Source organism: Kutzneria buriramensis, assembly GCF_003387475.1.
Taxonomy (GTDB): Bacteria; Actinomycetota; Actinomycetes; order Mycobacteriales; family Pseudonocardiaceae; genus Kutzneria; species Kutzneria buriramensis.
On sequence record NZ_QUNO01000004.1, the window covers coordinates 446,683 to 470,196 of the forward strand.

The following is a 23,514-nucleotide window of genomic DNA, read 5'->3' on the forward strand; positions in this document are numbered from 1 at the left end:
ACGAGGACGGGGGAGAACGTGGACCGAGCACGGCCGCTGGCCCTGGTCGACAGCGACGACCTGCTCGACGACCTGCTCAGAGTGGCCGCGGCGGCCGGCTGCGAGGTGGACCGCGCGGCCGATCTGGCGGCGGTCCGGGCCGGCTGGGCGCACGCGCCGATGGTGGTGCTGGACGAGCGGGCCGCCCGGCGCTGCGGCGAGGCCGGCCTGCCGCGACGGCCGGGCGTGGTCCTGCTCGCGGCGGGACAGCCGCCGCCGGTCATGTTCGAGCACGGCGTCGCCGTCGGCGCGGAACGTGTCGTGGGCCTGCCGGACGCGGAGTCGTGGCTGGCCGGGGCGATCGCGGACGCCGTCGAGGGTCCCGCCAAGGACACCGGCCGTGTGATGGCGGTGATCGGCGGCAGGGGCGGCGCCGGCGCGTCCGTGTTCACGGCGGCCGCGGGCTATGCGGCGCTGCGCCGAGGCCGCCGAGTGCTGCTCGTCGATTGCGATCCGATGGCCGGCGGGCTCGATCTGGTGCTCGGTGCGGAACGCGTGGACGGACTCCGCTGGCCGGATCTCAAGCTCAGCGCCGGCCGCGTCGCCGCGTCCTCGTTGCACTCGGCTCTGCCCGGCAACGAGCGCGGCCAGACCAGGCTGACGATCCTGTCGTGCGACCGGGGCAACGTCGAACTCGATCCGAACGCCGTGGCGACGGTGGTCAGCTCGGCCAAACGCAGCGGCGAACTGGTCATCTGTGATCTGCCACGGCACCAGACCGAGCCGTCCCGAGCGGTGCTCGACCGCGCCGATCTCATCGTCGTCGTCCTGCCGGCGGAACTGCGTGCCTGCGCGGCCGCGCGGCGGCTGGTCACCCGGTTCATCGAGGAGGGACGGCAGGCGCAGATCGTGGTGCGCGGGCCCGCGCCGGGCGGGTTGCGGGCCGACGAGGTGGCCAGCGTCGTCGGCCTGGACCTGCTGACCGGCATGCTGGCCGAGCCGGGGCTCGCGATGGCGCTGGAGGCCGGCAAGCCGCCGAACCGCCCGCGCGGCCCGCTCGCCGAGGCGGCCGACCTCGCCGTCGAGGTCCTGTGCGGGGTGCCCGATGCGGCGTGACCTGGTCGAACGGGTGCGGGAACGGCTGGCGGCGCTCGGCAGCGACGTCACCGATGCCGTCGTCGCCGACGCGTTCCGGGCCGAGACCGGCGGCGTGGCCAGCGATCTGGACACCCTGGGGGCGGTCCGGGAGTTGCGCCAGGAGTTCTCCGGCACCGGCCCGCTCGCGCCGCTGCTGCGCGATCCCGGCGTCACGGATGTGCTGGTCACCGGCCCCGAGGGGGTGTGGATCGACGGCCCGGAGGGCCTGCGCCGCACCGCCGTCGCGTTCCGGGACGACGACTCCGTGCGCCGGCTCGCCCAGCGCCTGGCGCTGGCCGCCGGCCGAAGGCTCGACGACGCCCAGCCGTTCGTCGACGCCTGGTTGCCGGACGGGATCCGATTGCACGCCATGCTGCCTCCCATCGCCGCCGACGGCACGTGCCTGTCGCTGCGTGTGCTCCGGCCCGCCGGGTACGACCTCACAGCGCTGCGGGACCTCGGCACATTCGACGCTGCCGCCGAGGAGTTGCTGGACCGGATCGTGCGAGCGCGGCTCGCGTTCCTGGTGATCGGCGCGACCGGTTCGGGCAAGACCACGTTGCTCGCGGCCTTGCTGGCCAAGGTGCCCGCCGGCGAACGGATCGTCTGCATCGAGGACGCCGGCGAGCTCAACCCCGAGCACCCGCAGATCGTGCGGCTGGTGTCGCGGCCGCCCAACGTCGAAGGGGCGGGCGAGGTGACCTCCCGGGAACTGGTGCGCCAGGCCCTGCGAATGCGGCCCGACCGCATCGTCGTCGGCGAGGTTCGCGGCGCCGAGGTCTGCGAGTTGTTGGCCGCCTTGAACACCGGCCACGACGGCGGCGCCGGCACCGTGCACGCCAACTCGCCGTCCGAGGTGCCCGCCCGCATGGAGGCCCTCGCCGCGCTGGGCGGCGTCTCGCGTTCCGCGCTGCACAGCCAACTCGCCGCCGCGATCCGGGTTGTCCTGCACATCAAGCGCTGTGCAGACGGCGTGCGACGCCTGGTCGAGATCGGTGTCGTTGCCCGCGACCGGGACGACGTCGTCGTACGCACCGCCTGGCGCGACGGCGAGCCGGGCGAGGCCTGGTCACAACTCACAGACCTGTTGGCAGAAAGGGGTTTCTCATGCTGAGCCTTTCCCTCGCTCTGCTGGCGGTGGCCGTTCTGGTCTGGCCCGTTCGGCATGCGCCGCGACGGCTGCGGGCGGTGCTGCCGGTGTCGCATCACCCGAAGCACCGTCGGCGGCTGCCCCGTCCGACCAGCGCGGTGCTGGCGGTCGCCGGTGCCTTCGTCGGATGGTCGGTGCTCGGGCCCGGTGGCGCGGTGGCGAATGCAGTGCTGTGTCTGACTTGTTGGCGGCGATGGCATTCCCGGCGCACCGCTCGTCGCCGGGCCCAGGTCACCGAGGGCATGGTCGGTGCGCTCGGGGCACTGGTGGCAGAACTCCGCGTGGGCGCCCATCCGGCCACCGCGGCCGAGCGGGCCGCCATGGACGCCGATCCGTTGGCGGCCAAGGCGATGAGCACCGTTGCTCACACCGCCCGACTCGGCGGTGACGTCGACCGGGCGCTGGCGCGCAGTGCTCACACCGAGCCCTCCCTGGCCGGCGTGCTGGGACATGTCGGCCGTGCGTGGCGGCTGGCCGCTCGGCACGGCGTTCCGCTCGCCGAGGTGCTCGACGCCGTCCGACGAGATCTCGACCAGCGGCTCCAGTTCAGTCGGCAGGTGCACGCCCGCATGGCCGGTCCACGGGCCAGTGCCGCCGTGCTCGCGGTCCTGCCCGAGCTCGGTGTGCTGCTCGGCGAGGCCATCGACGCACGGCCGCTGCACGTGCTCGCCAGCACGCTCATCGGACAGCTGTTGCTCGCCGGCGGCGCACTGCTCATCTGCGGCGGCGTCCTGTGGAGCGCCAAGCTGACCGACCACGCGGCGTTGCCGTGAGGTGGGGTCATGGGATGTGTTGCCGATGACCGGTTACGCGGTGTCCGCGCTCCTTCTCGCGGTCGCACTCCTTCTATTACCGGGACCGACGACTGCTCGCGTTCGGCTCACGATCGTGTTCGGGCCGGCGGGTGCCACGGCCCGGCGCGGACCGCGGGTGCCGCAGGAGTGGCTGCCGGCGTTGGCCGGAATCTCTGGCGGGGCGTTGGCCGAGGTGCTGTTCGGTTGGGTGCCGGCGCTGGTGGTGGCCGTTGCGGCGTTCCTGTGGTGCCGGCGGGTGACCCGCCGCGGACCGCCGCCACCGGATCCGCTGCGGATGGCAGCGACGTGGGATCTGCTCGCCGCCTGTCTGCGGGCCGGTCTTCCGGTGCCGACGGCGATCCGGGCCGTGGCGGTGGACGCGCCGTCCGGCTGTGCGGAGGTGCTGCACAACACCGCGGAACTGCTGGCGCTGGGTTCCGATCCCGTGCGCGCATGGGCACCTGCGCTGGCGGATCCGGCGACGGCGGCGTTGGCCAAGGCCGCTCGCCGCAGCGCCCGCTCCGGCACCGCGCTCGCCGAGGTCGCCGACGGCCTGGCGCGGCGGATCCGGGCCACGGCCGCCGACACGGCCGAGATCCGGGCGCAACGGGCGGCGGTGTTGATCACGGCTCCGCTCGGCCTGTGCTTCCTGCCGGCCTTCTTCTGCCTGGGTGTGCTGCCCGTGGTGGTGGGACTGGCCGGACGACTGCTCCTCACGTGGTGACAGAGAACAAGGAGGAAAGATGCGGGCTCTGCGCCGGCGGATCCGGGTGATGCTCGGTTCCGAGGACGCCGGAATGACGACTGTGGAATACGTCATCGGCACTCTCGGCGCTGCCGCGCTGGCGGTGGTGCTGTTCAAGGTGGTGACCGGTGAATCCGTCCTTTCCTTGCTGGAGGGTCTGATCGATCGTGCGCTGTCGGTGCCGCAGTGACCGGGGCGCGGTCACCGTCGAGGCCGCCATAGCCGTCTGCGGCCTGATCGCCGTGCTGGCGCTCAGTCTCTCGGCGGTCGGCGCCGTGATCGCCGCCATGCGCTCCATCGACGCCGCCGCCGAGGTCGCCCGGCTGGTCGCCCGCGGCGACCGGTCCCGTGGCACCGACGCCGCCCGTCGTCTCGGCCCCGAGGGCGCCGATGTGTCGATCACGGTCAACGGCGACGAGGTGAGCGTGACGGTCACCGCCAAGCCGGTGCCGCTGCTGCTGGGCCTACGCCCGTCCGGCACGGCCTACGCGGTGATGGAACCGGGGGCGGGGGACGGATGAGAGTCGCCCTCGACGAAGAACGAGGCGTGGCCACGGTGCTCGTGGTCGGCGTGATCGCGGTGCTGATGCTGCTCGTGGGCGTCGGCGTCCAGCTCGGCGCGGCGGTGGTGACCCGGCATCGGGTGGCCGCGGCGGCGGACCTCGCGGCGCTCGCGGCGGCCGGTCAACTGGTCGTCGGCGGGGACCGCGCCTGCGAGCGGGCGGGCCGGATCGTCGAGCGGATGTCGGCGTCGATGACCGCTTGTCGCATCAGCGGATGGGAGGCCTACGTCGAGGTGACCGCCCGACCACCGGGCTGGGCGGCGTTGTCCGGCACGGCCAACGCCCACGCCCGTGCAGGTCCGGCTGAAGTGGCCGGCGGCCGTTGACCGGTAATGACACGACGAGCGGTCGCTCAGCGGCGGTGAGTGGTGTCACACCCGCTTGGCGGCGTGTCGTCACTCTTCGGGGCCGCTCCTCGTCGCGGGACGGGCTGCCGTCCACCGTTCAGCCCATCGCCGGCGGGCGCATCACTCGCCGTGCGTCAGCTACCAGTGGTCGACGCGGGGTTACGGAGCCGGGACCGGATGCCGTTGAGTGTGTTGTGGGCGCCGACACGGTGCCTGACGGTCAAGGAGGCGACGGAAGATGGATTGGTCGGATAGCTGGCGCGGCGCGTTCCGCATCGAGCTGCGGGCTGAGGCGATGGGCCTCGCGTGGCGCGGATGGCCGGTGCTGCCGGGCACCTATCCGACGGGCTCGCAGTGGGCGGGCAGGGACGGCGTCGAGCAGACCGGCCCGGTGCCGGTGCACCGCGACTGGGTCGACCGCATCGGCACCAAGCCGGAGCAGGTCGCGGCCTGGTGGACCGGCCGGCGGTACAGCCTGCTGGTCGCCACCGGCTACGTGGTGGACGCCATCGAGGTGGACGCCGAGCTCGGCCGGCGCGTGGCCACGGTGCTGCGCTCGACCGGTGTGCCGGTGCCGATCGCCGCGACCCCTGCCGGCAAGTGGATGTTCCTGGTCAACTCCGGCCAGGAGCTGTCGGCCGATCTCGCCGGACGCGGCGACATCGTGCTGCACGGCCTGAACAGCTGGATCCCTTTGCCGCCCACGCCCTTCCAGCACGGTGTCGTGCACTGGCGGGTGAAGCCCGAGGTCTGCGGTTGGTCGCTGCCGGATTCCCAGGTCGTGCAGGAGGCCCTCGTCGAGGCCACCCGACCGGATCACGTTGTCGAGCTGCTGGGTTCCTCCGCCCAGCGCCTCGTGGCGGCCGACTCCTTCTGATCGCTCCACCGGCTGCGTCGGGTCCTCGCGACGTCTCCCGCGACGACCCCGAGCGCGCGGACCCGACGCAGCCACCGCACCACCGTCGAAGAACCGCACCACAGTTGGAAGAACGACCCTGCCCGACCGTCGCCTCGCCGTTCCCGCTCGTGGGCGAGGTGGACCCGGGACAGGTGCACAGCCGAACACCAGCACCGAAGATCGCCTCCCGGATGCGACCGGGAGGGGCCGGGTCCCGCCGGCCCCGACGAGGGCGACCGCCGCGCCGGACACCACCGCCTCCCTGGTGCCCGTGAAGCGCCTCGCGGTCGAGACGCCACCTCGCCGGTCGCACACACAACGCGGTGGCAGGCGATGGTGGAGATGTTCGGCGGAATATGGAGAGCGCCGGGGTGCGCGCCGAGAAGGCGCCCCCGGCGCCTTCCTCACGAATGAGCGAACCATGCTCGCGCACGCGCTCGCCTGGTTCGCTCGGAGCTTTTGCGGGGGTGCGGCTCCCGCCCCTCGGCCTTGGCCGCCGCGGCCTCCTGCTTGCCCGGCCCCCGCACCCCCACGCCGGGGCTTCGCCCCGGACCCCGTTTGCGGTGTTCGGGCTAGGCGGTCTTCGTGTCGATCACGTTCAGGATTGCCGTTAGGACGGCGACCGCGCCCTCCTTGTCCAGGGGCTCGTTGCCGTTGCCGCACTTGGGGGACTGGACGCAGGACGGGCAGCCCATCAGGCACTCGCACGAGGCGATGGCCTCACGGGTGGCGGTGAGCCAGGGAATCAGGGCGGCGTGGCCGCGGTCGGCGAAGCCGGCGCCGCCGGGATGGCCGTCGTGCACGAACACGGTGGCCTCGCCGGTGTCGGCGTGCAGGGCGGTGGACACGCCGCCGATGTCCCACCGGTCACAGGTGGCGAACAGCGGCAGCAGGCCGATGGCGGCGTGCTCGGCGGCGTGCAGGGCCCCGGGGACGCGAGGGGCCTCGGTGCCGGCGGCTTCGAGCAGGTCCTGGCTGACCGTGTACCAGACGGCGCGAGTGCGCAGGGTCTGCTCGGGCAGGTCCAGCGGCACTTGGTCGATGACCCGGCCGGACGGGAGTTTGCGCAGGTAGCCGACGACCTGTGAGGTCACGTCGACCTCGCCCAGGCACACCTGCACCCCGCCGGCGAAGTTCTCCTGCTGGGCGGTGCGCACGACCGAGATGTCGACGACGTTGCGCGGCTGGGTGGTCCACTCCGGGTCCTCGGCGTGCACCAGCGCCAGGCCGTCCTCCAGGTCGAGCACGTCGACCACGTACGAGGTGCCCTGGTGCAGGTACAGGGCGCCGGGATGGACCTGCCACGTGGCCGAGCCGGGGTCGACGGTGCCGAGCATCCGCCCGGAGTCGCCCTCGACGACGGCGATCTGCTCGCCGCCCGAGCCACGGATGTCGACGCCGGCGTGCGGCCGCTCGCGGGAGGTCCAGAACCAGCCGGTGGGGCGCTTGCGGAGCAGGCCGTCCTGCACCAGGTCGTCGACGATCTCCCGGGCGATCGGGCCGCCGAGGGTGGCCAGGCAGTCCGGGGTGAGCGGCAGTTCGGCGGCGGCACAGGCGAGCTGCGGGGCAAGCACGTACGGGTTGACGGGATCCAGCACGGTGGCCTCGACGGGCTTGTCCAGCACGGCGGCCGGGTGGTGAACGAGGTACGTGTCGAGCGGGTCGTCCCTGGCCACGAACACCACCAGCGACCCGTCGCCGGTCCGCCCGGCGCGGCCGGCCTGCTGCCAGAACGAGGCGAGGGTGCCCGGGTAGCCGGCGACCACAACGGCGTCCAGACCGGCGATGTCGACGCCGAGTTCGAGGGCGTTGGTGGTGGCGACGCCGAGCAGGCGACCGTCGGCCAGCGACCGCTCCAGCGCCCGGCGCTCCTCGGGCAGGAAGCCGGCGCGGTAGGCGGCGACTCGCCCGACCAGGTCGTCGTCGACCTCGGCCAACAGCCGCCGGGCGGCCAGCGCGGTCAGCTCCGCCCCTCGCCGGGAGCGGACGAACGCCAACGTCCGGGCCTTCTCTATGACCAGGTCGGCGAGGATGCGGGCGGCCTCGCTGCCGGCTGCCCGGCGGATCGGGGCCCCGTTCTCGCCGGCGAGCTCCTCCAGCAGCGGCGGCTCCCACAGCGCGACGGTCCGCTCGCCGCGCGGCGAGGCGTCCTCATCGATGGCCTCACATTCGACGCCGCAGAGTCGGTGCGCGGAGCCGGCCGGGTCGGCGACGGTGGCCGAGGCGAGCACGAACACCGGCGAGGCGCCGTACTTGGCCGCGACGCGACGAAGCCGGCGCATCAGCAGCGCCACGTGCGAGCCGAAAACGCCCCGGTAGGAGTGGCATTCGTCGACGACGACGTAGGCCAGTCGACGGAAGAAGGACTGCCAGCGTGCGTGGTTGGGCAGCACGCCGCGGTGCAGCATGTCGGGGTTGGTGAAGATCCAGCGGGAGTGCGCGCGGACCCAGTCCCGCTCGACCATCGGGGTGTCGCCGTCGAACGACGCGGGCCGCACCCCGTCGACCCCCAGCGCCGACACCGACCTGAGCTGGTCGGCGCCCAGCGCCTTGGTCGGGGCCAGGTACAACGCGGTCGCCCGCTGATCTTCAGCCAGACGGCTCAGCACCGGCAGCTGGTACCCGAGCGACTTCCCGGACGCCGTGCCTGTGGCGAGAACCACATGTTTTCCCGACCAGGCGAGCTCGGCGGCGCGCGCCTGGTGCGTCCACGGCCGCTCGACGCCGGCCTCGCGCAGCGCGCTGACCAGCCCCGGATCGGCCCAGGCCGGCCAGTCGGCGTGCCGGCCGCGCCGCTCGGGCTGGTCGGTGACGTGCGTCAGCGGCGACTCGCCCGCCGGCACTCCGGCCAGGACGCGCCGCAGCAGTTCGCGACCACGCTCGGTTCCGCCCACAGCCCCGAGCTTCGCACACAGGTGCGACACCACTCGACCGGCCGAGCGGACGTTCACTCAAGGTGTTCGGCGGCGCATCGCCACAGGCTCCGCAGATGCCCGCTTTATCGATTCACAAAGCCCGTTCCAGATAACGGACTGTGAACGGAACGGGACTGATCGTCTGGCCGCCTTGACCGACCAATAGACTCCGCCGGCATCGCACCCTTGTGTGAGGGTGCACACGCTGCGTCGGAGCCGACGCACGACACCGGCTCCTGGCGCTGACGGCTGTAACACGCATGACGTCACCAGGAGGACGGATGTCCCGGCAACAACTCGCGGACAGCAGCCTGACGCTGTCCGGGGGTGACTACACCATCGTCGGTGTGGTCGCCGTGGTCGCCATCATCGCCCTGGCCATCGCGTTCGTGCTGCGCAAGGAGGTGCTGGCCGCCGGCCAGGGCACCCCGAAGATGCAGGACATCGCGAAGGCTGTTCAAGAGGGCGCCGCGGCCTATCTCAACCGGCAGTTCCGCACGCTGGCCATTTTCGTGGTCATCGTCTTCGTGCTGCTGTTCTTCCTTCCCGCGGACAGTATCGGCGAACGCATCGGCCGCTCTGTCTTCTTCATCATCGGCGCCGTGTTCTCCGCGGCGATCGGCTACCTGGGCATGTGGCTGTCGACCCGCGCGAACCTGCGCGTTGCCGCAGCCGCCAACGAGCCCGAGGGCGGTCGCGAGAAGGCGATGCGCGTAGCTTTCCGCACCGGCGGTGTGGTCGGCATGAGCACGGTGGGCCTCGGCCTGCTGGGCGCCTCCGTGGTCGTGCTGGCCTTCGCCGGCGAGGCCCCCAAGGTGCTGGAGGGCTTCGGCTTCGGCGCCGCCCTGCTCGCCATGTTCATGCGTGTCGGCGGCGGCATCTTCACCAAGGCCGCGGACGTGGGCGCCGACCTGGTCGGCAAGGTCGAGCAGAACATCCCCGAGGACGACCCGCGCAACGCCGCGACCATCGCCGACAACGTCGGCGACAACGTGGGCGACTGCGCCGGCATGGCGGCGGACCTGTTCGAGTCCTACTCGGTGATGCTGGTCGCGGCGCTGATCCTCGGCTCGGTCGCCTTCGGCACCCAGGGCCTGCTGTTCCCGCTGATCGTGCCGGCCATCGGCGTGCTCACCGCGGTGATCGGCGTCTACATCACCAAGGCCCGGCCCGGCGAGAACGGCCTGGCGGCGATCAACCGCTCGTTCTACATCTCCGCGGTGATCTCCGCGGTGCTGTGCACCATCGCGGCCTTTGTCTACCTTCCGAGCACATTCGCCAAGCTCGACCACGGCATCTCCGACGGCGGCAACCCAGCGCTGATCGCGGCGGTCGCGGTGATCATCGGCATCGTGCTCGCGGCGATCATCCTGTGGCTGACCGGCTACTTCACCGGCACCGAGTACAAGCCGGTCAAGACCGTCGGCGAGACCTCGCTGACCGGCGCGGCCACCGTGATCCTGTCCGGCATCTCGGTCGGCTTCGAGTCCGCCGTCTACACCGCGATCGTCATCGGTGCCGCGGTCTACGGCGCGTTCCTGCTGTCCGGCAGCGTCGCGGTGGCGCTGTTCGCGGTGGCGCTGGCCGGCACCGGCCTGCTCACCACGGTCGGCGTCATCGTCGCCATGGACACCTTCGGCCCGGTCTCCGACAACGCGCAGGGCATCGCCGAGATGTCCGGCGAGATCAGCGAGGACGGCGCCAAGCTGCTCACCGAGCTGGACGCGGTCGGCAACACCACCAAGGCCATCACCAAGGGCATCGCGATCGCCACCGCCGTGCTCGCGGCGACCGCGCTGTTCGGCTCGTACGTCAACGGCGCCGGCCTGGACGTGGTGCAGCAGAACGTGAGCGCGGCCTTCGCGGTGTTCACGCCGAGCACGCTGGTCGGCCTGATCGTCGGCGCGGCCGTGGTGTTCATGTTCTCCGGCCTGGCGGTCAACGCCGTCACCCGGGCGGCCGGCGCGATCGTGTTCGAGGTGCGCCGCCAGTTCAAGGACAACCCCGGCATCATGGACGGCACCGTCCGCCCGGAGTACGGCAAGGTCGTGGACATCTGCACCCGCGACTCGCTGCGTGAGCTGGCCACCCCGGGCCTGCTGGCGATCCTGGCGCCGATCGCGGTCGGCTTCGGCCTCGGCGTCGGCCCGCTGGCCGGCTATCTGGCCGGCGCCATCGCCACCGGCACGCTGATGGCGGTGTTCCTGGCCAACTCCGGTGGCGCCTGGGACAACGCGAAGAAGCTGGTCGAGGACGGCAACCACGGCGGCAAGGGCTCCGACGCGCACGCCGCGACGGTCATCGGCGACACCGTCGGCGACCCGTTCAAGGACACCGCGGGCCCGGCCATCAACCCCCTGATGAAGGTCATGAACCTGGTGTCGGTGCTGATCGCGCCGGCCATCGTGGGGCTGAGCATGCCCGGCCAGTCGCCGGCCATCCGCATCGTCATCGCGATCGTCGCGGTGGCGGTCATCGTGGTCGCGGTCGTGGTGTCGAAGCGCCGCAGCACCACCATCGCCGACGCCCCGGCGGAGACCGTCTCCAACGGCGTGGGCTGATATACGGAACCGGCACGGCCCGTTTCGGAGGGTATCCTCCGGAACGGGCCGTTTCGGCAGGGTTTGTCCTCCAACAAGGTGTCGGACGCTACTCCCGATGGGTGCCGGCGCTGTGTTATGTCACTCTGTCCGTCACGGCCCTGCCTGACAACGGCGCCCGACGGTGCATAGTGGCGGGCTGGGGACACAGGTAGACAAGAGAGCGGGACGGCGTGGCTGGATCGACAAAGGCGAACAAGAGTGGTGCCGGGACGAACGGGTCCGGCCACCGCCGGTTGGTGATCGTCGAGTCGCCTGCCAAGGCCCGTAAAATCGCCTCCTACCTGGGCCGCAACTTCGTCGTGGAGTCGTCGAAGGGCCACATCCGGGACCTGCCGCGCAAGGCCGCGGAGATCCCGGCCAAGTACAAGGGCGAGCCGTGGGCCAACCTCGCCGTGGACATCGAGCACGGCTTCGAGCCGGTCTACATCGTCACCCCGGACAAGAAGTCGACCGTCACCGAGCTGAAGGAGAAGCTCAAGGACGTCGACGAGCTCTACCTCGCGACAGACGGTGACCGCGAGGGCGAGGCCATCGCGTGGCACCTGCTGGAGACGCTCAAGCCCAAGGTGCCGGTCCGCCGGATGGTCTTCCACGAGATCACCGAGCCGGCCATCCTGGCCGCCGCCGCCAACCCCCGCGACCTGGACACCGACCTGGTCGAGGCCTACGAGACCCGCCGCATCCTGGACCGCCTCTACGGCTACGAGGTCTCGCCCGTGCTGTGGAAGAAGGTCATGCCGAAGCTCTCGGCGGGCCGCGTGCAGTCCGTGGCGACCCGGATCGTGGTGCAGCGGGAGCGGGAGCGCATGCGCTTCGTCACCGCCTCGTACTGGGACATCGGCGCGCAGCTCGACGCCGGCGCGGACGCCGACCCCCGCCAGTTCGCCGCCCGGATGGTGCAGGTGGACGGCGCGCGGCTGGCCACCGGCCGCGACTTCGGCCCCGACGGCAAGATGAAGGGCTCCGGCGAGGTCCGGGTGCTCACCGAAGCCGAGGCCCGGCGGCTGGCCGACGGGCTGGCCAACGCCACCCTCAAGGTCACCTCGGTCGAGGAGAAGCCGTACACGCGGCGACCCTATGCGCCGTTCATGACGTCCACGTTGCAGCAGGAGGCCAGCCGCAAGCTGCGCTTCACCGCCGACCGGACGATGAGCACGGCCCAGCGGCTGTACGAGAACGGCTACATCACCTACATGCGTACCGACTCGACCACGCTGTCGGAGTCGGCGGTCGCGGCCGCGCGGGCCCAGGCCACGCAGCTCTACGGGGCCCAGTACGTCTCGGACAAGCCGCGCCAGTACACCCGCAAGGTCAAGAACGCGCAGGAGGCCCACGAGGCCATCCGGCCCGCCGGCGAGGTGTTCCGCACCCCCGGCGAGGTGGCCAACGAGCTGGCCGCCGACGAGTTCCGCCTGTACGAGCTGATCTGGCAGCGGACCATCGCGTCGCAGATGAACGACGCCCGCGGCACCACGATGAGCGTGCGCATCGCCGGCACCGCCGGCACCGGCGAGGTCTGCACCTTCGCCGCCTCCGGCCGCACGATCACCTTCGCCGGCTTCCTCAAGGCCTACGTGGAGGCGATCGACTCCGAGGCCGGCGGCGAGGCCGACGACGCCGAGCGCCGGCTGCCGAACCTGGTCAAGGACCAGGAGGTGACCGCGGTCGAGCTGACCGCCGACGGGCACACCACCAGCCCGCCGCCGCGCTACACCGACGCGAGCCTGATCAAGACCATGGAGGAGCTGGGCATCGGCCGGCCCTCCACGTACGCGACGATCATCAAGACCATCCAGGACCGCGGCTACGTGTGGAAGCGCGGCTCGGCGCTGATCCCGTCCTGGGTCGCGTTCGCCGTGGTGGGCCTGCTCGAGCAGCACTTCGAGCGGCTGGTGGACTACGACTTCACCGCCGCCATGGAGGACGAGCTGGAGCGGATCGCCGCCGGCGACCAGCACCGCACCAGCTGGCTGACCGGCTTCTACTTCGGCGGCGACATCGGCCCGGACGGCTCCGTCGGCCGCGGTGGCGGCCTGAAGAAGCTGATCGACGCCAGCGTCGAGGGCATCGACCCGCGGCAGGTCAACTCCATCCCGATGTTCACCGACGCCGACGGCCACACCGTCGTCGTGCGGGTGGGTCGCTTCGGGCCGTACCTGGAGCGCGAGGTCGACGGTGAGTCGCAGCGCGCCAACCTCCAGGACGGCATGCCGCCGGACGAGCTGACCCCGGAGGTGGCGGAGAAGCTGTTCGCCACCCCGATGGAGGGCCGCTCGCTGGGCAACGACCCGGTGACCGGGCACGAGATCGTGGCCAAGGACGGCCGGTTCGGGCCGTACGTCACCGAGGTGCTGCCGGAGCCGGCGGAGGGCGCGAACGGCAACAAGAAGACCGCCCCCAAGCCGCGTACGGGCTCGCTGTTCAAGGACATGTCGCTGGACACGGTGACCCTGGACGACGCGCTCAAGCTGCTCTCGCTGCCGCGCATGGTGGGCAAGGACCCGGAGACCGGCGCGGAGATCACCGCGCAGAACGGCCGCTACGGCCCGTACCTGAAGAAGGGCACGGACTCGCGGTCGCTGGCCACCGAGGCGCAGCTGTTCACCGTCACGCTGGACGAGGCGCTGAAGATCTACGCCGAGCCGAAGAAGCGCGGCCGGCAGTCGGCCGCCTCCGCGCCGCCGCTCAAGGAGCTGGGCAACGACCCGGTGTCCGGCAAGCCGATGGTGGTCAAGGACGGCCGGTTCGGCCCGTACGTGACCGACGGCGAGTACAACGCGTCGCTGCGCAAGAGCGACAGCGTCGAGGAGCTGACCGACGAGCGGGCGGCCGAGTTGCTGGCGGAGAAGCGGGCCAAGGGCCCGGCCCCCAAGCGGACGACCACCCGCAAGCCGGCGGCGGAGAAGAAGCCGGCGGCCGAGAAGAAGACCGCGGCGGCCAAGAAGCCGGCCGCGAAGAAAGCCCCGGCCAAGGCCAAGAGCTGACCCGCACGTGTGCGCCACGAGTCGACTCGTGGCGCACACGCCGCGGTTACGCTTGAGCCATGGCAGGCGAGTTCGGGCTCGACGGCACCCAGGCGTTGCCGCCGCTGCCGGTGTATCCGGATGCGCTGAGCGGCATCGTGCCCGGGGCGTCCTTGCCGGATGCGCCCGACACCGTCGTGCCGCCGCCCGCGCCGCTGGTGGCCGTCGACCCCGAGCAGGTGCGCGCCGCCGCCCAGCGTGAGCTGGCCCGGGATCGCGCCCGCCGGGCCGCCAAGCCCGCGCCGCCGGCGCCGCTGCCGCCCGCCCCGGGCCTCCAGTACAGGCGGTCGGCCCCGACGATCGGCCTGCCGGCCGCGGGTGGCCTGCCGCCCGCGCCCGGCGCGCAGCAGGTCCAGCGCAAGAACAACGCGGCCGGCTGCGTCGGCTGCGCGGTGGTGCTGGTGTTCGTCTTCATCGTGCTGGCGTTCGTGTTCGTGGCGGTGGGCACCCAGCGATGAGGCGTATCGCCGAGGTGATGGGCATCCCGGCGTTCCGCCGGCTCTGGACGTCCGCGTACCTCTGCTGCGTCGGTGACTGGCTGTCGCTTCTGGGCCTGTCCTCGCTGCTGGCCAAGCTCACCGGATCGAGTGAATTCGCGCTGAGCGGGGTCGTCGCCACTCAGCTGCTGCCCGGGCTGTTGCTGGCCCCGGTGGCCGGGCACCTGGCCGACCGCTTCGACCGCCGCAAGGTCATGATCGCCACCGACCTGGTCCGCTGCGGGCTGTTCCTGTCCATCGCAGTCATCGGCACGACGTGGTGGCTGCTCGCCGCGAACTTCCTCGTCGGCTGTTGTTCGATGCTCTGGATCCCGGCCAAGGACTCGGCGCTGCCGACCCTGCTGCACCGCCCGGGCCAGGTGCAGACGGCCAGCCAGCTGACGCTCGTCACCACGTACGGGCTGGCTTTACTGACCGGCGCCGGCCTGTACTCGGTGATCACGGCGGTGGCCCCGAACTCGGACGTGCACGTCATCGTCGTGATCAACGGGCTGCTCTACCTGAGCTCGGCGCTGGTGATCGCGACCCGGCTGCCGGAGGCGTCCGGCCGGTGGGTCGCGCCGGCGGTCGGCGAGCCCGGCATGGCCCGCGACGGCCTGCGCTACGTGCGCGGCAGCCGGCTGGTGCGGGGCCTGGTGATCGGCATCGTCGGGGCGCTGACCGCGGGCGGCACGGTGATCGCTATCGCCCGCCCGTACGCCAACGCGCTGCGCGGCGGCGAGGCGGCGTTCGGCACGCTGGTGATCGCGATGTTCATCGGCCTGGTGATCGGCGTGGTCGGCACGCCCCGGCTGCGGCTGCCGTTCGGCGTGGCGATCGTCGCCGCCGGCGGGCTGCTCGTGGCCGTCGCGGCGGCCCCACACCTGTGGTTCGCGCTGGCCGCCGTCGGCCTGGTCGGGGCCTGCGCCGGCGTCGCGTTCGTGACGGGCCTGACGCTGATCGGGGCGCAGGTGCCGGACGAGGTCCGTGGCCGCGTCAACGCGTTCGTGCAGGCGCTGGTCAAGGTGGTGCTGTTTGCCGCCACCACGATCGCGCCGGCGATGGTCGACCTGATCGGCATCCGGCCGGCGCTGCTGGTGGCGGCCGTGATCGCGGCCTTGGCCGGGGTCTTCGCGCATCGGCAGTTGGCCGCGCGGCATCATGACGAGGTGACCGAGAAGGTGCAGGCATGACGGTGTGGGCCGACGTCGTCGGCCAGCCCCACGCGGTCGAGGTGCTCGGCACGGCTGCCGAGGCCGCGGCCGACCTGGTCGCGGGCCGGCCCACGACGCCGGGCGCGATGACCCACGCGTGGCTGTTCACGGGCCCGCCCGGCTCCGGCCGGTCCACCGCCGCGCGCGCCTTCGCCGCCGCGTTGCAGTGCGAGGCCCCGGCCGGCCCACGCGGCTGCGGTCAGTGCCAGGCCTGCCGCACGACCATGCACGGCACGCACGCCGACGTGCGGCTGGTGGTGCCCGAGGGGCTGTCCATCTCCGTCGCCGAGATGCGGGCGCTGGTCCAGGTCTCCGCGAAGCGGCCGACCACCGGGCGCTGGCAGGTCGTGATCATCGAGGACGCTGACCGGTTGACCGAGGGCGCGGCGAACGCGCTGCTCAAGGCGGTCGAGGAGCCGCCGGACCGGACCGTGTTCCTGCTCTGCGCGCCGTCCGACCACCCGGACGACATCTCCGTGACGATCCGGTCGAGGTGCCGCAACGTCGGCCTGCGCACGCCCTCGGCGGCGGCCATCGCCGAGGTGCTGGAGCACCGTGACGGCATCGAGCCGGCGACCGCGCAGTGGGCGGCGTCGGTCTGCGGCGGCCACATCGGCCGGGCCAGCCGGCTGGCGACGGACCCGGACGCCCGGCAGCGGCGTGAGTCGGTGCTGGCGATTCCGTTGGGGCTGCGGCGTTTCGGCGACATCTTCAGCAGCGCGGACGCGTTGGTGAAGGCGGCCGAGCAGGACGCCGTCGCCGCCAATGAGGATCGCAACGCCGCCGAGACCGAGGCGCTGAAGACCGCCATGGGCGCGGGCGGCACCGGCAAGGGCACCGCCTCGGCGACCCGTGGCGCGGCCGGCGCGTTGAAGGAGCTGGAGAAGCGGCAGAAGTCGCGGGCGACGCGGACCCAGCGCGACTCGCTGGACCTGGCGCTGGTCGACCTGATGGGCTTCTACCGGGACGTGCTGGTGACGAAGGCGCGGGCGGAGGTGCCGCTGACCCATCCCGACCGCGCCAACGACGTCGCCAACGCCGCCTCGATGTGGACGTCCGAGTCCACGCTGCGCCGGCTGGAGGCCGTGCTGGCGTGCCGGGATGCGTTGCAGCAGAACGTGAAGCCGCGCTTCGCCATCGAGGCGATGATCACGTCGATGCACCGCGGCTAGCGGTGACGAAGCCGCTGCTGGTCTCCTTGCGGATCGGCCGACCGTAGCCCTCGGCGACCGGCCCGAGGGCGTGTTCCGTTGGCTGCCAACCATGTTCGGCCAGCCACTCGCTCGCCGGCCGGCCGAGACCACCCTTCCAGAGCGCCGAATACCGTTGCATGGAAGGGGAGTTCATCGCCTGGTCCTGGTAGGACCGGTCGCCGCGCTCGAACGCGATCCGGCTGCCTTCGGCTGACAACGCCGTGACCGTCGACAGCAGGCGGTCGGCGTCCTCAGGCGTGAGGTAGATCAGCAGACCCTCGACCAGCCACGCGGTCGGCTCGTCCGGTCGGAAGCCGCTGTCCCGCAGGGCCTTGGCCCAGTCGTCACGGAGATCGGCCGCCACAACCGTTCGGCGGCAACGGGGTTCGGCGTCGGCGAGCACAGTTTGCTTGAAGGCCAACACCTTCGGCAGGTCCACCTCGTAGAGGTCGGTGCCGGCCGGCCAGCCCAGCCGGAAGGCGCGGCTGTCCAGGCCGGCGGCCAGCAGCACGACCTGCCGGCAGCCCGATCCGAGCAGGTAGTCGTCGTAGAACCGGGTGCGGATGATCGCGTGGAACGCGAACGCCAGCGACAGCGGCGTCCGCTCGCCGCCCGGCACCCGGTCCGGCGCCGCCGCGCAGAACTTCGCCGCCCATGGGTCGTCGAACAGCGCGTCTCCCCGCTCGCTCTCCGCCGCCCGCACCCGGGCCACGCCCAGCGCCGTCGTGCTCACCTCGTCCATGCCCGCAGATTACATCGCTACCGATGAATCGCCAATGATGTACTTTCTCCGCCATGGACGGGGTGCAGCTGCACCGGCTGGGCAAGCGGCTCATCGACCTGGCCCGGCAGGTCACCACCGACGCCGGCGACACCGTGCTGACGCCCGGCGAGATCGCCGTGCTCGAGGACGTGCTCAAACACCCCGGCAGCGTGGTGACGGAGATCCAGGCCCGCACCGGCTTCGCCCAGAGCCACGTGTCCACCTCGGTGTCCCGGCTGCGCGAGCGGGGCCTGATCATCGCTTCGCCCGACCCGGAGGACCGCCGCCGCACCCGGCTGACGCTGGCGGAGATCGCCCACCAGGCGATCATGCGGCGGGCCGGGCGGCCGGCGGACGAGGCAATCGCCAAGGCCGTGGGTGAGGACAAGGCGGATCGCGTGCTGGCACTCCTGAACGAACTGACCCAGCTGCTCGACTAAACCCAACCCCCGCGAGTCGCGCTCTCAGGCACACCGAATGTGCGTCTCAGGCAGCCAGCTCGAGCTCCAACCACTTCGCCAGGTCCCTGATCTCCCGCCACACCGCCGCCGTGATCGCCGTGGTGAACGGCTCGTCCTCGTGGACCGCGTTGACCGTCAGCACTCCGGCCTTCCGATCCGCCGCGGCGTCGACCTTCCCCACAAGCTCGTCGCCGTGCAGGATCGGCAGCGCGTAGTAGCCCCAGCGCCGCTTGGCGGCCGGCTTGTACATCTCGAGCTGGTAGTCGAACTGGAAGATCTCGACCATGCGCTTGCGGTCGTAGACCAGCCGGTCCAGCGGCGACAGCAGCGCCGTCCGGCCGGCGAAGCGCTGCCCGAGCTGCGCCGGGTCGACCCGCCACTGCCCGCGGACGCCCTCGACGATCGCCGGCTCCCCGACCTCGCCCACGTCGATCGGCTCGACCGGACACCCCGGGCCCTTGGCCCGGGCGATGCCGAGCGACTGCAACCGCCGCTCGTTGCGCGTCCGAAGCGCCTCCGCCAGCGGCACGGCCGGCTGGTCGGGATAGACGCGTTCGGCGAGGTCCCACAGCCGGCCGCTGTCGTTGCCGGCCACCGCGACCTCGCCGGCCAGCAGCATGAACTCCAGCATCTGCACGACGTTCCGGTTGTTGGTCCAGCCACTGGACTTCCACGGCTCCACGCACGTGTCCTCGAACGCGCGTGCCGGTAGCGGCCCCTCGGCGTCGAGCCGGTTGAGGATGCTCTGCCGGCACATCTCGTTGGTGTGCAGCCACTTGTGCTGGTACCGGCGGTAGCCGGGGGCGTCGTCGCCGCCCGGCCATGCGTCCATTTCCGCCCGGTACAAGGCGATGTCCTCGGCCGGCCGGACCATTTGGCGCAGATCGACCAGGGACCGCTTGGCCAACGCCTCGGTCAGCTCCGTGGGGGAGTAGGCGGAGCCGAGCCGGCTCCACGCCACCAGATCCGCACTCGGCGCGACCGCCGCGGTGGCGTCGACCTGCAACAACGTCAAGCCGCGCACGACGTCGTGCAGGTCGGTCGGCCGGGCCTTGCCCAGCAGCTGCGCGCGCACCGCGATGCGCCGCGCATCCGTCCGGGACAGCTTGTGGACTGCCATCCGTCGAGGCTAATGCGTGTGGCCCAGCGCCCGCGAGACCTCGCGCGCGGCAGCCACCACCCGCGGCCCCAGCGCGATCAGCTCCGGCAACGTGTGCTCCAGCGCCAGCGTCGACACGCTCAGCCCGCCCACCACGGTCCCGTTGTGGTTGCGGACGGCCGCGCCGACGCAGCGCACCCCCGGCTCGTTCTCCTGCTCGTCCAAGGCGAACCCGCAGCTGCGGACCCGGTCCAGCTGGGCCCGCAGTCGCACCGGATCGGTGATCGTGCCGGGCGTGCGGGCCACCAGCTCCATCCCGTTCATGTCCCTCGTGGACAGCACCGCCTTGCCGATCGCCGTGCAGTGCAACAGAAGTCGGCCGCCGATGCGGGACGCCATCCGGTACGGCTTGCCGCCCTCCACCTTGTCCACGTACACCAGCTCGTCGCCGAGCAGCATGGCGAAGTGCACGGCGCACCCGGTGCGGGCCTGGAGGGCCTCCAGCACCGGGCGCGCCCGCTCGACGGAATCCACCGGCTGCAACACGTTTCCGGCCAGCACCAGCACCTTCGGGCCGATCCGGTAGTCGCCGTCGGCGGTGTTCACCGCGAAGCCGGTGTCCACCAGGGTGCGCAGCAGCCGGTGCACGGTCGACTTCGGAAAGCCCGTCACCCGCGCCAGCTCGCTGATCCGGCCGTGCTCGGCGAGCGCCGCCAGCACCGCGAGGGCCTTCTCGACCGCGCCCTCGGTCAACGCGACAGCCACCCGCCGTCGACGACCAGCACGTGACCGTTGACGTAGTCCGAGGCCGGCGAGGCCAGGAACACCGCCGCGCCGACCAGGTCCTCGGGCCGGCCCCAGCGGCCGGCCGGGATGCGGCCGCGGATCGCCGGCTCGCGGTCCGGGTCGGCCCGCAGCGCCTCGGTGTTGTTGGTCTCGATGTAGCCAGGTGCGATGGCGTTGACCTGCACGCCGTGCGGCGCCCACTCGTTGGCCAGCGCCTTGGTCAGGCCGGCCACCGCGTGCTTGCTGGTGGTGTAGCCGCTGACGTTGATGCCGCCCTGGAAGCTCAGCAGCGACGCGATGGTGATGATCTTGCCGGAGCCGCGGGCGGTCATCTGCCGGCCGACGGCCTGGCTGAGCGCGAACACCGAGTCCAGGTTCACCGCCTGCACCCGCCGCCAGTCCTCCAGCGACACGTCGGCGGCCGGCTGCCGGTGGATGATGCCGGCGTTGTTGACCAGCACGTCCACCTCGCGGCGGGCCAGCAGCTCGGCCAGCGCCGGCTCCACCGCGGCCGGATCCGTGAGGTCGACGATCATCGTCTCGACGGCCGCGCCGGCGGCTTTTCCCTCGGCGGTGACCTCGGCGAAGTCGGGGCGGTGCCCGAGCAGCACCAGGTCGGCCCCGGCCTGCGCCAGGCCGACCGCGATCGCCTTGCCGATGCCGGTGCGAGCCCCGGTGACCAGGGCGGTCCTGCCCTTGAGCGAGAACATCAGCGCAGCTCCGTCACGGCGACCTGGTCCATGTCGGTGAACGCCTGGTTCTCGCCGGCCATCGCCCACACGAAGGCGTACGAGTGCGTGCCGGCGCCGCTGTGGATGGACCAGCTCGGCGACACCACGGCCTGCTCGTTGGCGACGATGATGTCCCGGGTCTCCTGCGGCTCGCCGCACAGGTGCACGACGCGGTGCTCGGCCGGCAGGTCGAAGTACAGGTAGCACTCGGTGCGGCGGTCGTGGGTGTGCGGCGGCATCGTGTTCCACACGCTGCCGTCGGCCAGCTTGGTCACGCCGACCACGATCTGGCTCGACCGGATGCCGTCGGCGTGGATGTACTTGCGCAGCTCGCGGACGTTGGCGGTGGACTGCTCGCCGAGCTCCGCGAACTCGACCTCGTCGAACCGGGCCACGGCCGTCGGGTAGCTGGCGTGCGAGGTGGCCGAGAACAGGTAGAAGTGGGTCTCGCTGTCGCCGGCGTGGAACTGCACGTCCACCGCGCCCCGGCCGATGTACAGGCAGTCGCGGTGGCCGAGCTCGTGCTTGTCGCCGTCCACCACGACGCTGCCGGCGCCGCTGACCACGACCACCGCCATCTCGCGGCGCTCCAGGAACGACGTCGAGCGCAGCTGGTCGGGGTTGGGCAGCGTGAGCGGCTGGCCGGGCACCGGCGCGGCGCCGCCGAGCACGACCCGGTCGGCGTGGGTGAGGACCGTGCGCACCTCTCCGGTCCGGAACAGGTCCTCCACCAGGTAGTTCTCCCGCAGCTGGGCGGTGTCGAAACCGCGCAGCTGGGCGGGGTTGGTGTGGTGCCTGACCTCCATGTGGTGCTCCTGCTGGGCTAGCGGGGGCAGCGGCGGTTGACCCCTGGCGGATGTTGCGACCAGATGACACGATGTCGCCACTTATGGAACTACGTTCCGTCCTACGGAACAAGTGCCCCCGTGGCCACCGCCGCCGGTTACGGGGTCCGACTTCCATACGGGCTCCAACCTGGGAAAAGGCGGTGAGAAGTGTTCAGACAGACCCTCGACCCGGCCGGCTCGCTCACCTTGTCCGCGGTGCTGGCGCTCATCCCCCTGCTGGCGGTTCTGCTACTGCTGGGCGGGCTGCGCTGGAAGGCCCACTGGGCCGGCATCGCGGCGCTGGTGATCGCCATCGTGATCGCGGTGGCCGGCTTCGGCATGCCGTTGGGCACGGCGCTGGACGCCGGCGTGTACGGCATCGCGAACAGCGTGCTGCTGGTCCTGTGGATCACGTTCAACGCGATCTGGGTCTACAACCTGACCGTGCACAGCGGGCACTTCGAGGTGCTCCGGCGGGCGTTCAGCTCGGTCAGCGAGGACTCGCGGGTGCAGGCGATCGTGATCGCCTTTTCCTTCGGCGCGTTGTTGGAAGCGCTTGCCGGCGGCGGCAGCCCGGTCGCGATCTGCTCGGTCATGCTGATCGCGCTGGGCGTCAACCCGCTCAAGGCGGCGGCGCTGACGCTGGTCGCGGACACCGCGCCGGTCGCGTTCGGCGGCCTGGGCAACCCGATCACCGCGCTCGGCCCGATCAGCGGCCTGCCGGTGGACCAGTTCGGCGCGATGGCCGGCCGGCAGGTGTGTTTCCTGGCCGCGATCGTGCCGTTCGTGCTGCTGTTCATCGCCGACGGCCGCAAGGGCGTGCGTGAGGCGTGGCCGGCCGCGCTGGTCGCGGGTGTCAGCTTCGGCCTCACCCAGTTCCTGGTCTCCAGCTACCTCTCGTACCAGCTGTGCGACATCCTGGCCGCGATCGTGTCGGCCGGCGCCGTGCTGCTGCTGGTCCGGGTGTGGCAGCCGGCGACCGCGACCGTGTCCACCGGCCGGGGAGGCGGCGGTGGCAACGGTGGCGGTGGCGTGGCGACGGTGACCGGCGGCGCGGACGGAGCCCGCGACAGCCGGGCCGACGTGATCAAGGCCTTCACCCCGTACGCGATCATCGTGGTGGTCTTCTCGCTGGCCCAGATCGCGCCGATCAAGAAGGCCCTCAACGCCATCGTGTGGAAGTTCAGCTGGCCGGGCCTGGCCATCCAGAACGCCGCCGGCAAGAAGGTCGACACCAGCTACACGCTGAACTTCTTCGGCGCCACCGGCACGCTGCTGCTCGTATCCGGCCTGCTGTCGCTGTTCGTGCTGAGGATCGGCCTGGGCACCGCGGTGCGGATCTACGGGCGGACCGTCAAGCAGTTCGGCTGGGCGATCATCGCCATCCTCGCCGTGTTCGCGCTGTCGTACGTGATGAACCTGTCCGGCCAGATCACCACGCTCGGCTCGTGGCTGGCCGGCACCGGGGCGTTCTTCGCGTTCCTGTCACCCGTCGTCGGCTGGTTCGGCGTCACCATCACCGGCACCGACGTCGGCTCCAACACCCTGTTGGGCGGGTCGCAGTTCGCCGCCGCGCACCAGCTGGGCGCCTCGCCGATCCTGTTCGGCGCCGCGAACAGCTCCGGCGGCGTGATGGCCAAGATGATCTCTCCCCAGAACCTCGCCATCGGCACGGCCGCGGTCGGCCTGGTCGGCAAGGAGGGGGAGCTGTTCCGCCGGGTCTTCGGCTGGAGCATCGGGCTGCTGCTCGTCCTGTGCGTGCTCGTCTTCCTGCAGTCCACTCCCGTACTCGGATGGATGGTGCCCTGAG

At 71.8% G+C, this 23,514-nt stretch carries 21 protein-coding genes; 15 read left to right on the forward strand and 6 right to left on the reverse strand.

Annotated features, from left to right (window positions below; all coding sequences use genetic code 11):
- Window positions 1-18 precede the first annotated feature (18 nt).
- The 8 genes from ssd to BCF44_RS14230 all read left to right on the forward strand — a co-directional run bounded on the left by ssd (window position 19) and on the right by BCF44_RS14230 (window position 5,592).
- Window positions 19-1,095 (forward strand): septum site-determining protein Ssd, encoded by a 1,077-nt coding sequence (gene ssd / locus BCF44_RS14195; RefSeq protein WP_246015025.1) that lies wholly within the window; start codon window positions 19-21, stop codon window positions 1,093-1,095.
- Window positions 1,085-2,230 (forward strand): TadA family conjugal transfer-associated ATPase, encoded by a 1,146-nt coding sequence (locus tag BCF44_RS14200; protein ID WP_116174690.1) that lies wholly within the window; start codon window positions 1,085-1,087, stop codon window positions 2,228-2,230. Before ssd ends, BCF44_RS14200 begins: the two co-directional genes overlap by 11 nt.
- Window positions 2,224-3,039 (forward strand): type II secretion system F family protein, encoded by an 816-nt coding sequence (locus tag BCF44_RS14205; protein ID WP_116174691.1) that lies wholly within the window; start codon window positions 2,224-2,226, stop codon window positions 3,037-3,039. Before BCF44_RS14200 ends, BCF44_RS14205 begins: the two co-directional genes overlap by 7 nt.
- A gap of 157 nt (window positions 3,040-3,196) precedes the next feature.
- Entirely contained in the window at window positions 3,197-3,784 is a 588-nt protein-coding gene (locus tag BCF44_RS14210) for a type II secretion system F family protein (RefSeq protein ID WP_246015027.1), read from the forward strand.
- Between the two features lie 19 nt (window positions 3,785-3,803).
- On the forward strand, window positions 3,804-3,995 hold the full coding sequence (locus BCF44_RS14215; protein ID WP_116174693.1) for a DUF4244 domain-containing protein: 192 nt from the start codon (window positions 3,804-3,806) through the stop codon (window positions 3,993-3,995).
- The gene (locus BCF44_RS14220) at window positions 3,973-4,326 is read left to right on the forward strand and encodes a TadE family type IV pilus minor pilin (protein ID WP_211353018.1); all 354 of its coding nucleotides are present in this window, start codon (window positions 3,973-3,975) and stop codon (window positions 4,324-4,326) included. Before BCF44_RS14215 ends, BCF44_RS14220 begins: the two co-directional genes overlap by 23 nt.
- A complete protein-coding gene (locus BCF44_RS14225) occupies window positions 4,323-4,694 on the forward strand; it encodes an Rv3654c family TadE-like protein (RefSeq protein ID WP_116174695.1) in 372 nt (123 codons plus the stop codon). The genes BCF44_RS14220 and BCF44_RS14225 overlap by 4 nt, the downstream gene beginning before the upstream one ends.
- Before the next feature lie 259 nt (window positions 4,695-4,953).
- Window positions 4,954-5,592, forward strand: a complete 639-nt coding sequence (locus tag BCF44_RS14230; protein ID WP_116174696.1) for a bifunctional DNA primase/polymerase — start codon at window positions 4,954-4,956, stop codon at window positions 5,590-5,592.
- Window positions 5,593-6,185: 593 nt separating this feature from the next.
- On the opposite strand, the gene BCF44_RS14235 is transcribed toward BCF44_RS14230, so the two are convergent.
- On the reverse strand, window positions 6,186-8,507 hold the full coding sequence (locus tag BCF44_RS14235; protein WP_211353019.1) for a DEAD/DEAH box helicase: 2,322 nt from the start codon (window positions 8,505-8,507) through the stop codon (window positions 6,186-6,188).
- A gap of 302 nt (window positions 8,508-8,809) precedes the next feature.
- Between BCF44_RS14235 and BCF44_RS14240 the strand changes: the two genes are divergently transcribed.
- From BCF44_RS14240 to BCF44_RS14260, 5 genes are all read left to right on the forward strand, one after another.
- Window positions 8,810-11,089, forward strand: a complete 2,280-nt coding sequence (locus BCF44_RS14240; protein WP_116174697.1) for a sodium-translocating pyrophosphatase — start codon at window positions 8,810-8,812, stop codon at window positions 11,087-11,089.
- Window positions 11,090-11,301: 212 nt separating this feature from the next.
- Entirely contained in the window at window positions 11,302-14,115 is a 2,814-nt protein-coding gene (gene topA, locus BCF44_RS14245; protein ID WP_116174698.1) for a type I DNA topoisomerase, read from the forward strand.
- Window positions 14,116-14,174: 59 nt separating this feature from the next.
- Window positions 14,175-14,612, forward strand: a complete 438-nt coding sequence (locus BCF44_RS14250; RefSeq protein ID WP_116174699.1) for a hypothetical protein — start codon at window positions 14,175-14,177, stop codon at window positions 14,610-14,612.
- Entirely contained in the window at window positions 14,609-15,823 is a 1,215-nt protein-coding gene (locus BCF44_RS14255; RefSeq protein ID WP_116174700.1) for an MFS transporter, read from the forward strand. Before BCF44_RS14250 ends, BCF44_RS14255 begins: the two co-directional genes overlap by 4 nt.
- Window positions 15,820-17,016, forward strand: a complete 1,197-nt coding sequence (locus BCF44_RS14260; RefSeq protein ID WP_116174701.1) for a DNA polymerase III subunit delta' — start codon at window positions 15,820-15,822, stop codon at window positions 17,014-17,016. The genes BCF44_RS14255 and BCF44_RS14260 overlap by 4 nt, the downstream gene beginning before the upstream one ends.
- Here BCF44_RS14260 and BCF44_RS14265 read toward each other — a convergent pair.
- Entirely contained in the window at window positions 16,994-17,779 is a 786-nt protein-coding gene (locus BCF44_RS14265) for an SAM-dependent methyltransferase (RefSeq protein ID WP_116174702.1), read from the reverse strand. The genes BCF44_RS14260 and BCF44_RS14265 overlap by 23 nt on opposite strands.
- Before the next feature lie 53 nt (window positions 17,780-17,832).
- Here BCF44_RS14265 and BCF44_RS14270 point away from each other — a divergent pair, with 53 nt between their 5' ends.
- Window positions 17,833-18,240 carry a MarR family winged helix-turn-helix transcriptional regulator gene (locus BCF44_RS14270; protein ID WP_116174703.1) on the forward strand — a complete coding sequence of 136 codons (408 nt, stop codon included), beginning with the start codon at window positions 17,833-17,835 and terminating at the stop codon, window positions 18,238-18,240.
- 46 nt (window positions 18,241-18,286) lie between these two features.
- On the opposite strand, the gene BCF44_RS14275 is transcribed toward BCF44_RS14270, so the two are convergent.
- From BCF44_RS14275 to kduI, 4 genes are read right to left on the reverse strand one after another with little or no spacing between them, the layout of a single operon-like run.
- Window positions 18,287-19,381 carry a DNA glycosylase AlkZ-like family protein gene (locus BCF44_RS14275; protein WP_116174704.1) on the reverse strand — a complete coding sequence of 365 codons (1,095 nt, stop codon included), beginning with the start codon at window positions 19,379-19,381 and terminating at the stop codon, window positions 18,287-18,289.
- Between the two features lie 9 nt (window positions 19,382-19,390).
- Window positions 19,391-20,125, reverse strand: a complete 735-nt coding sequence (locus BCF44_RS14280) for an IclR family transcriptional regulator (RefSeq protein ID WP_170217528.1) — start codon at window positions 20,123-20,125, stop codon at window positions 19,391-19,393.
- Window positions 20,110-20,856 (reverse strand): 2-dehydro-3-deoxy-D-gluconate 5-dehydrogenase KduD, encoded by a 747-nt coding sequence (kduD, locus tag BCF44_RS14285; protein ID WP_116174706.1) that lies wholly within the window; start codon window positions 20,854-20,856, stop codon window positions 20,110-20,112. The genes BCF44_RS14280 and kduD overlap by 16 nt, the downstream gene beginning before the upstream one ends.
- Entirely contained in the window at window positions 20,856-21,683 is an 828-nt protein-coding gene (gene kduI / locus BCF44_RS14290; RefSeq protein WP_116174707.1) for a 5-dehydro-4-deoxy-D-glucuronate isomerase, read from the reverse strand. The genes kduD and kduI overlap by 1 nt, the downstream gene beginning before the upstream one ends.
- Before the next feature lie 189 nt (window positions 21,684-21,872).
- On the opposite strand from kduI, the gene BCF44_RS14295 reads away from it, so the two are divergent.
- The gene (locus BCF44_RS14295; RefSeq protein WP_116174708.1) at window positions 21,873-23,513 is read left to right on the forward strand and encodes an L-lactate permease; all 1,641 of its coding nucleotides are present in this window, start codon (window positions 21,873-21,875) and stop codon (window positions 23,511-23,513) included.
- The last annotated feature ends 1 nt before the right edge of the window (window position 23,514 follow it).

Coding starts and splice junctions, on each gene's coding strand:
- BCF44_RS14200 (WP_116174690.1), top strand. CDS start 1,085: ATGCGGCGTGACCTGGTCGAACGGGTGCGGGAACGGCTGGCGGCGCTC.
- BCF44_RS14205 (WP_116174691.1), top strand. CDS start 2,224: ATGCTGAGCCTTTCCCTCGCTCTGCTGGCGGTGGCCGTTCTGGTCTGG.
- BCF44_RS14215 (WP_116174693.1), top strand. CDS start 3,804: ATGCGGGCTCTGCGCCGGCGGATCCGGGTGATGCTCGGTTCCGAGGAC.
- BCF44_RS14225 (WP_116174695.1), top strand. CDS start 4,323: ATGAGAGTCGCCCTCGACGAAGAACGAGGCGTGGCCACGGTGCTCGTG.
- BCF44_RS14230 (WP_116174696.1), top strand. CDS start 4,954: ATGGATTGGTCGGATAGCTGGCGCGGCGCGTTCCGCATCGAGCTGCGG.
- BCF44_RS14240 (WP_116174697.1), top strand. CDS start 8,810: ATGTCCCGGCAACAACTCGCGGACAGCAGCCTGACGCTGTCCGGGGGT.
- BCF44_RS14250 (WP_116174699.1), top strand. CDS start 14,175: ATGGCAGGCGAGTTCGGGCTCGACGGCACCCAGGCGTTGCCGCCGCTG.
- BCF44_RS14255 (WP_116174700.1), top strand. CDS start 14,609: ATGAGGCGTATCGCCGAGGTGATGGGCATCCCGGCGTTCCGCCGGCTC.
- BCF44_RS14260 (WP_116174701.1), top strand. CDS start 15,820: ATGACGGTGTGGGCCGACGTCGTCGGCCAGCCCCACGCGGTCGAGGTG.
- BCF44_RS14265 (WP_116174702.1), bottom strand. CDS start 17,779: ATGGACGAGGTGAGCACGACGGCGCTGGGCGTGGCCCGGGTGCGGGCG.
- BCF44_RS14270 (WP_116174703.1), top strand. CDS start 17,833: ATGGACGGGGTGCAGCTGCACCGGCTGGGCAAGCGGCTCATCGACCTG.
- BCF44_RS14275 (WP_116174704.1), bottom strand. CDS start 19,381: ATGGCAGTCCACAAGCTGTCCCGGACGGATGCGCGGCGCATCGCGGTG.
- kduD (WP_116174706.1), bottom strand. CDS start 20,856: ATGTTCTCGCTCAAGGGCAGGACCGCCCTGGTCACCGGGGCTCGCACC.
- kduI (WP_116174707.1), bottom strand. CDS start 21,683: ATGGAGGTCAGGCACCACACCAACCCCGCCCAGCTGCGCGGTTTCGAC.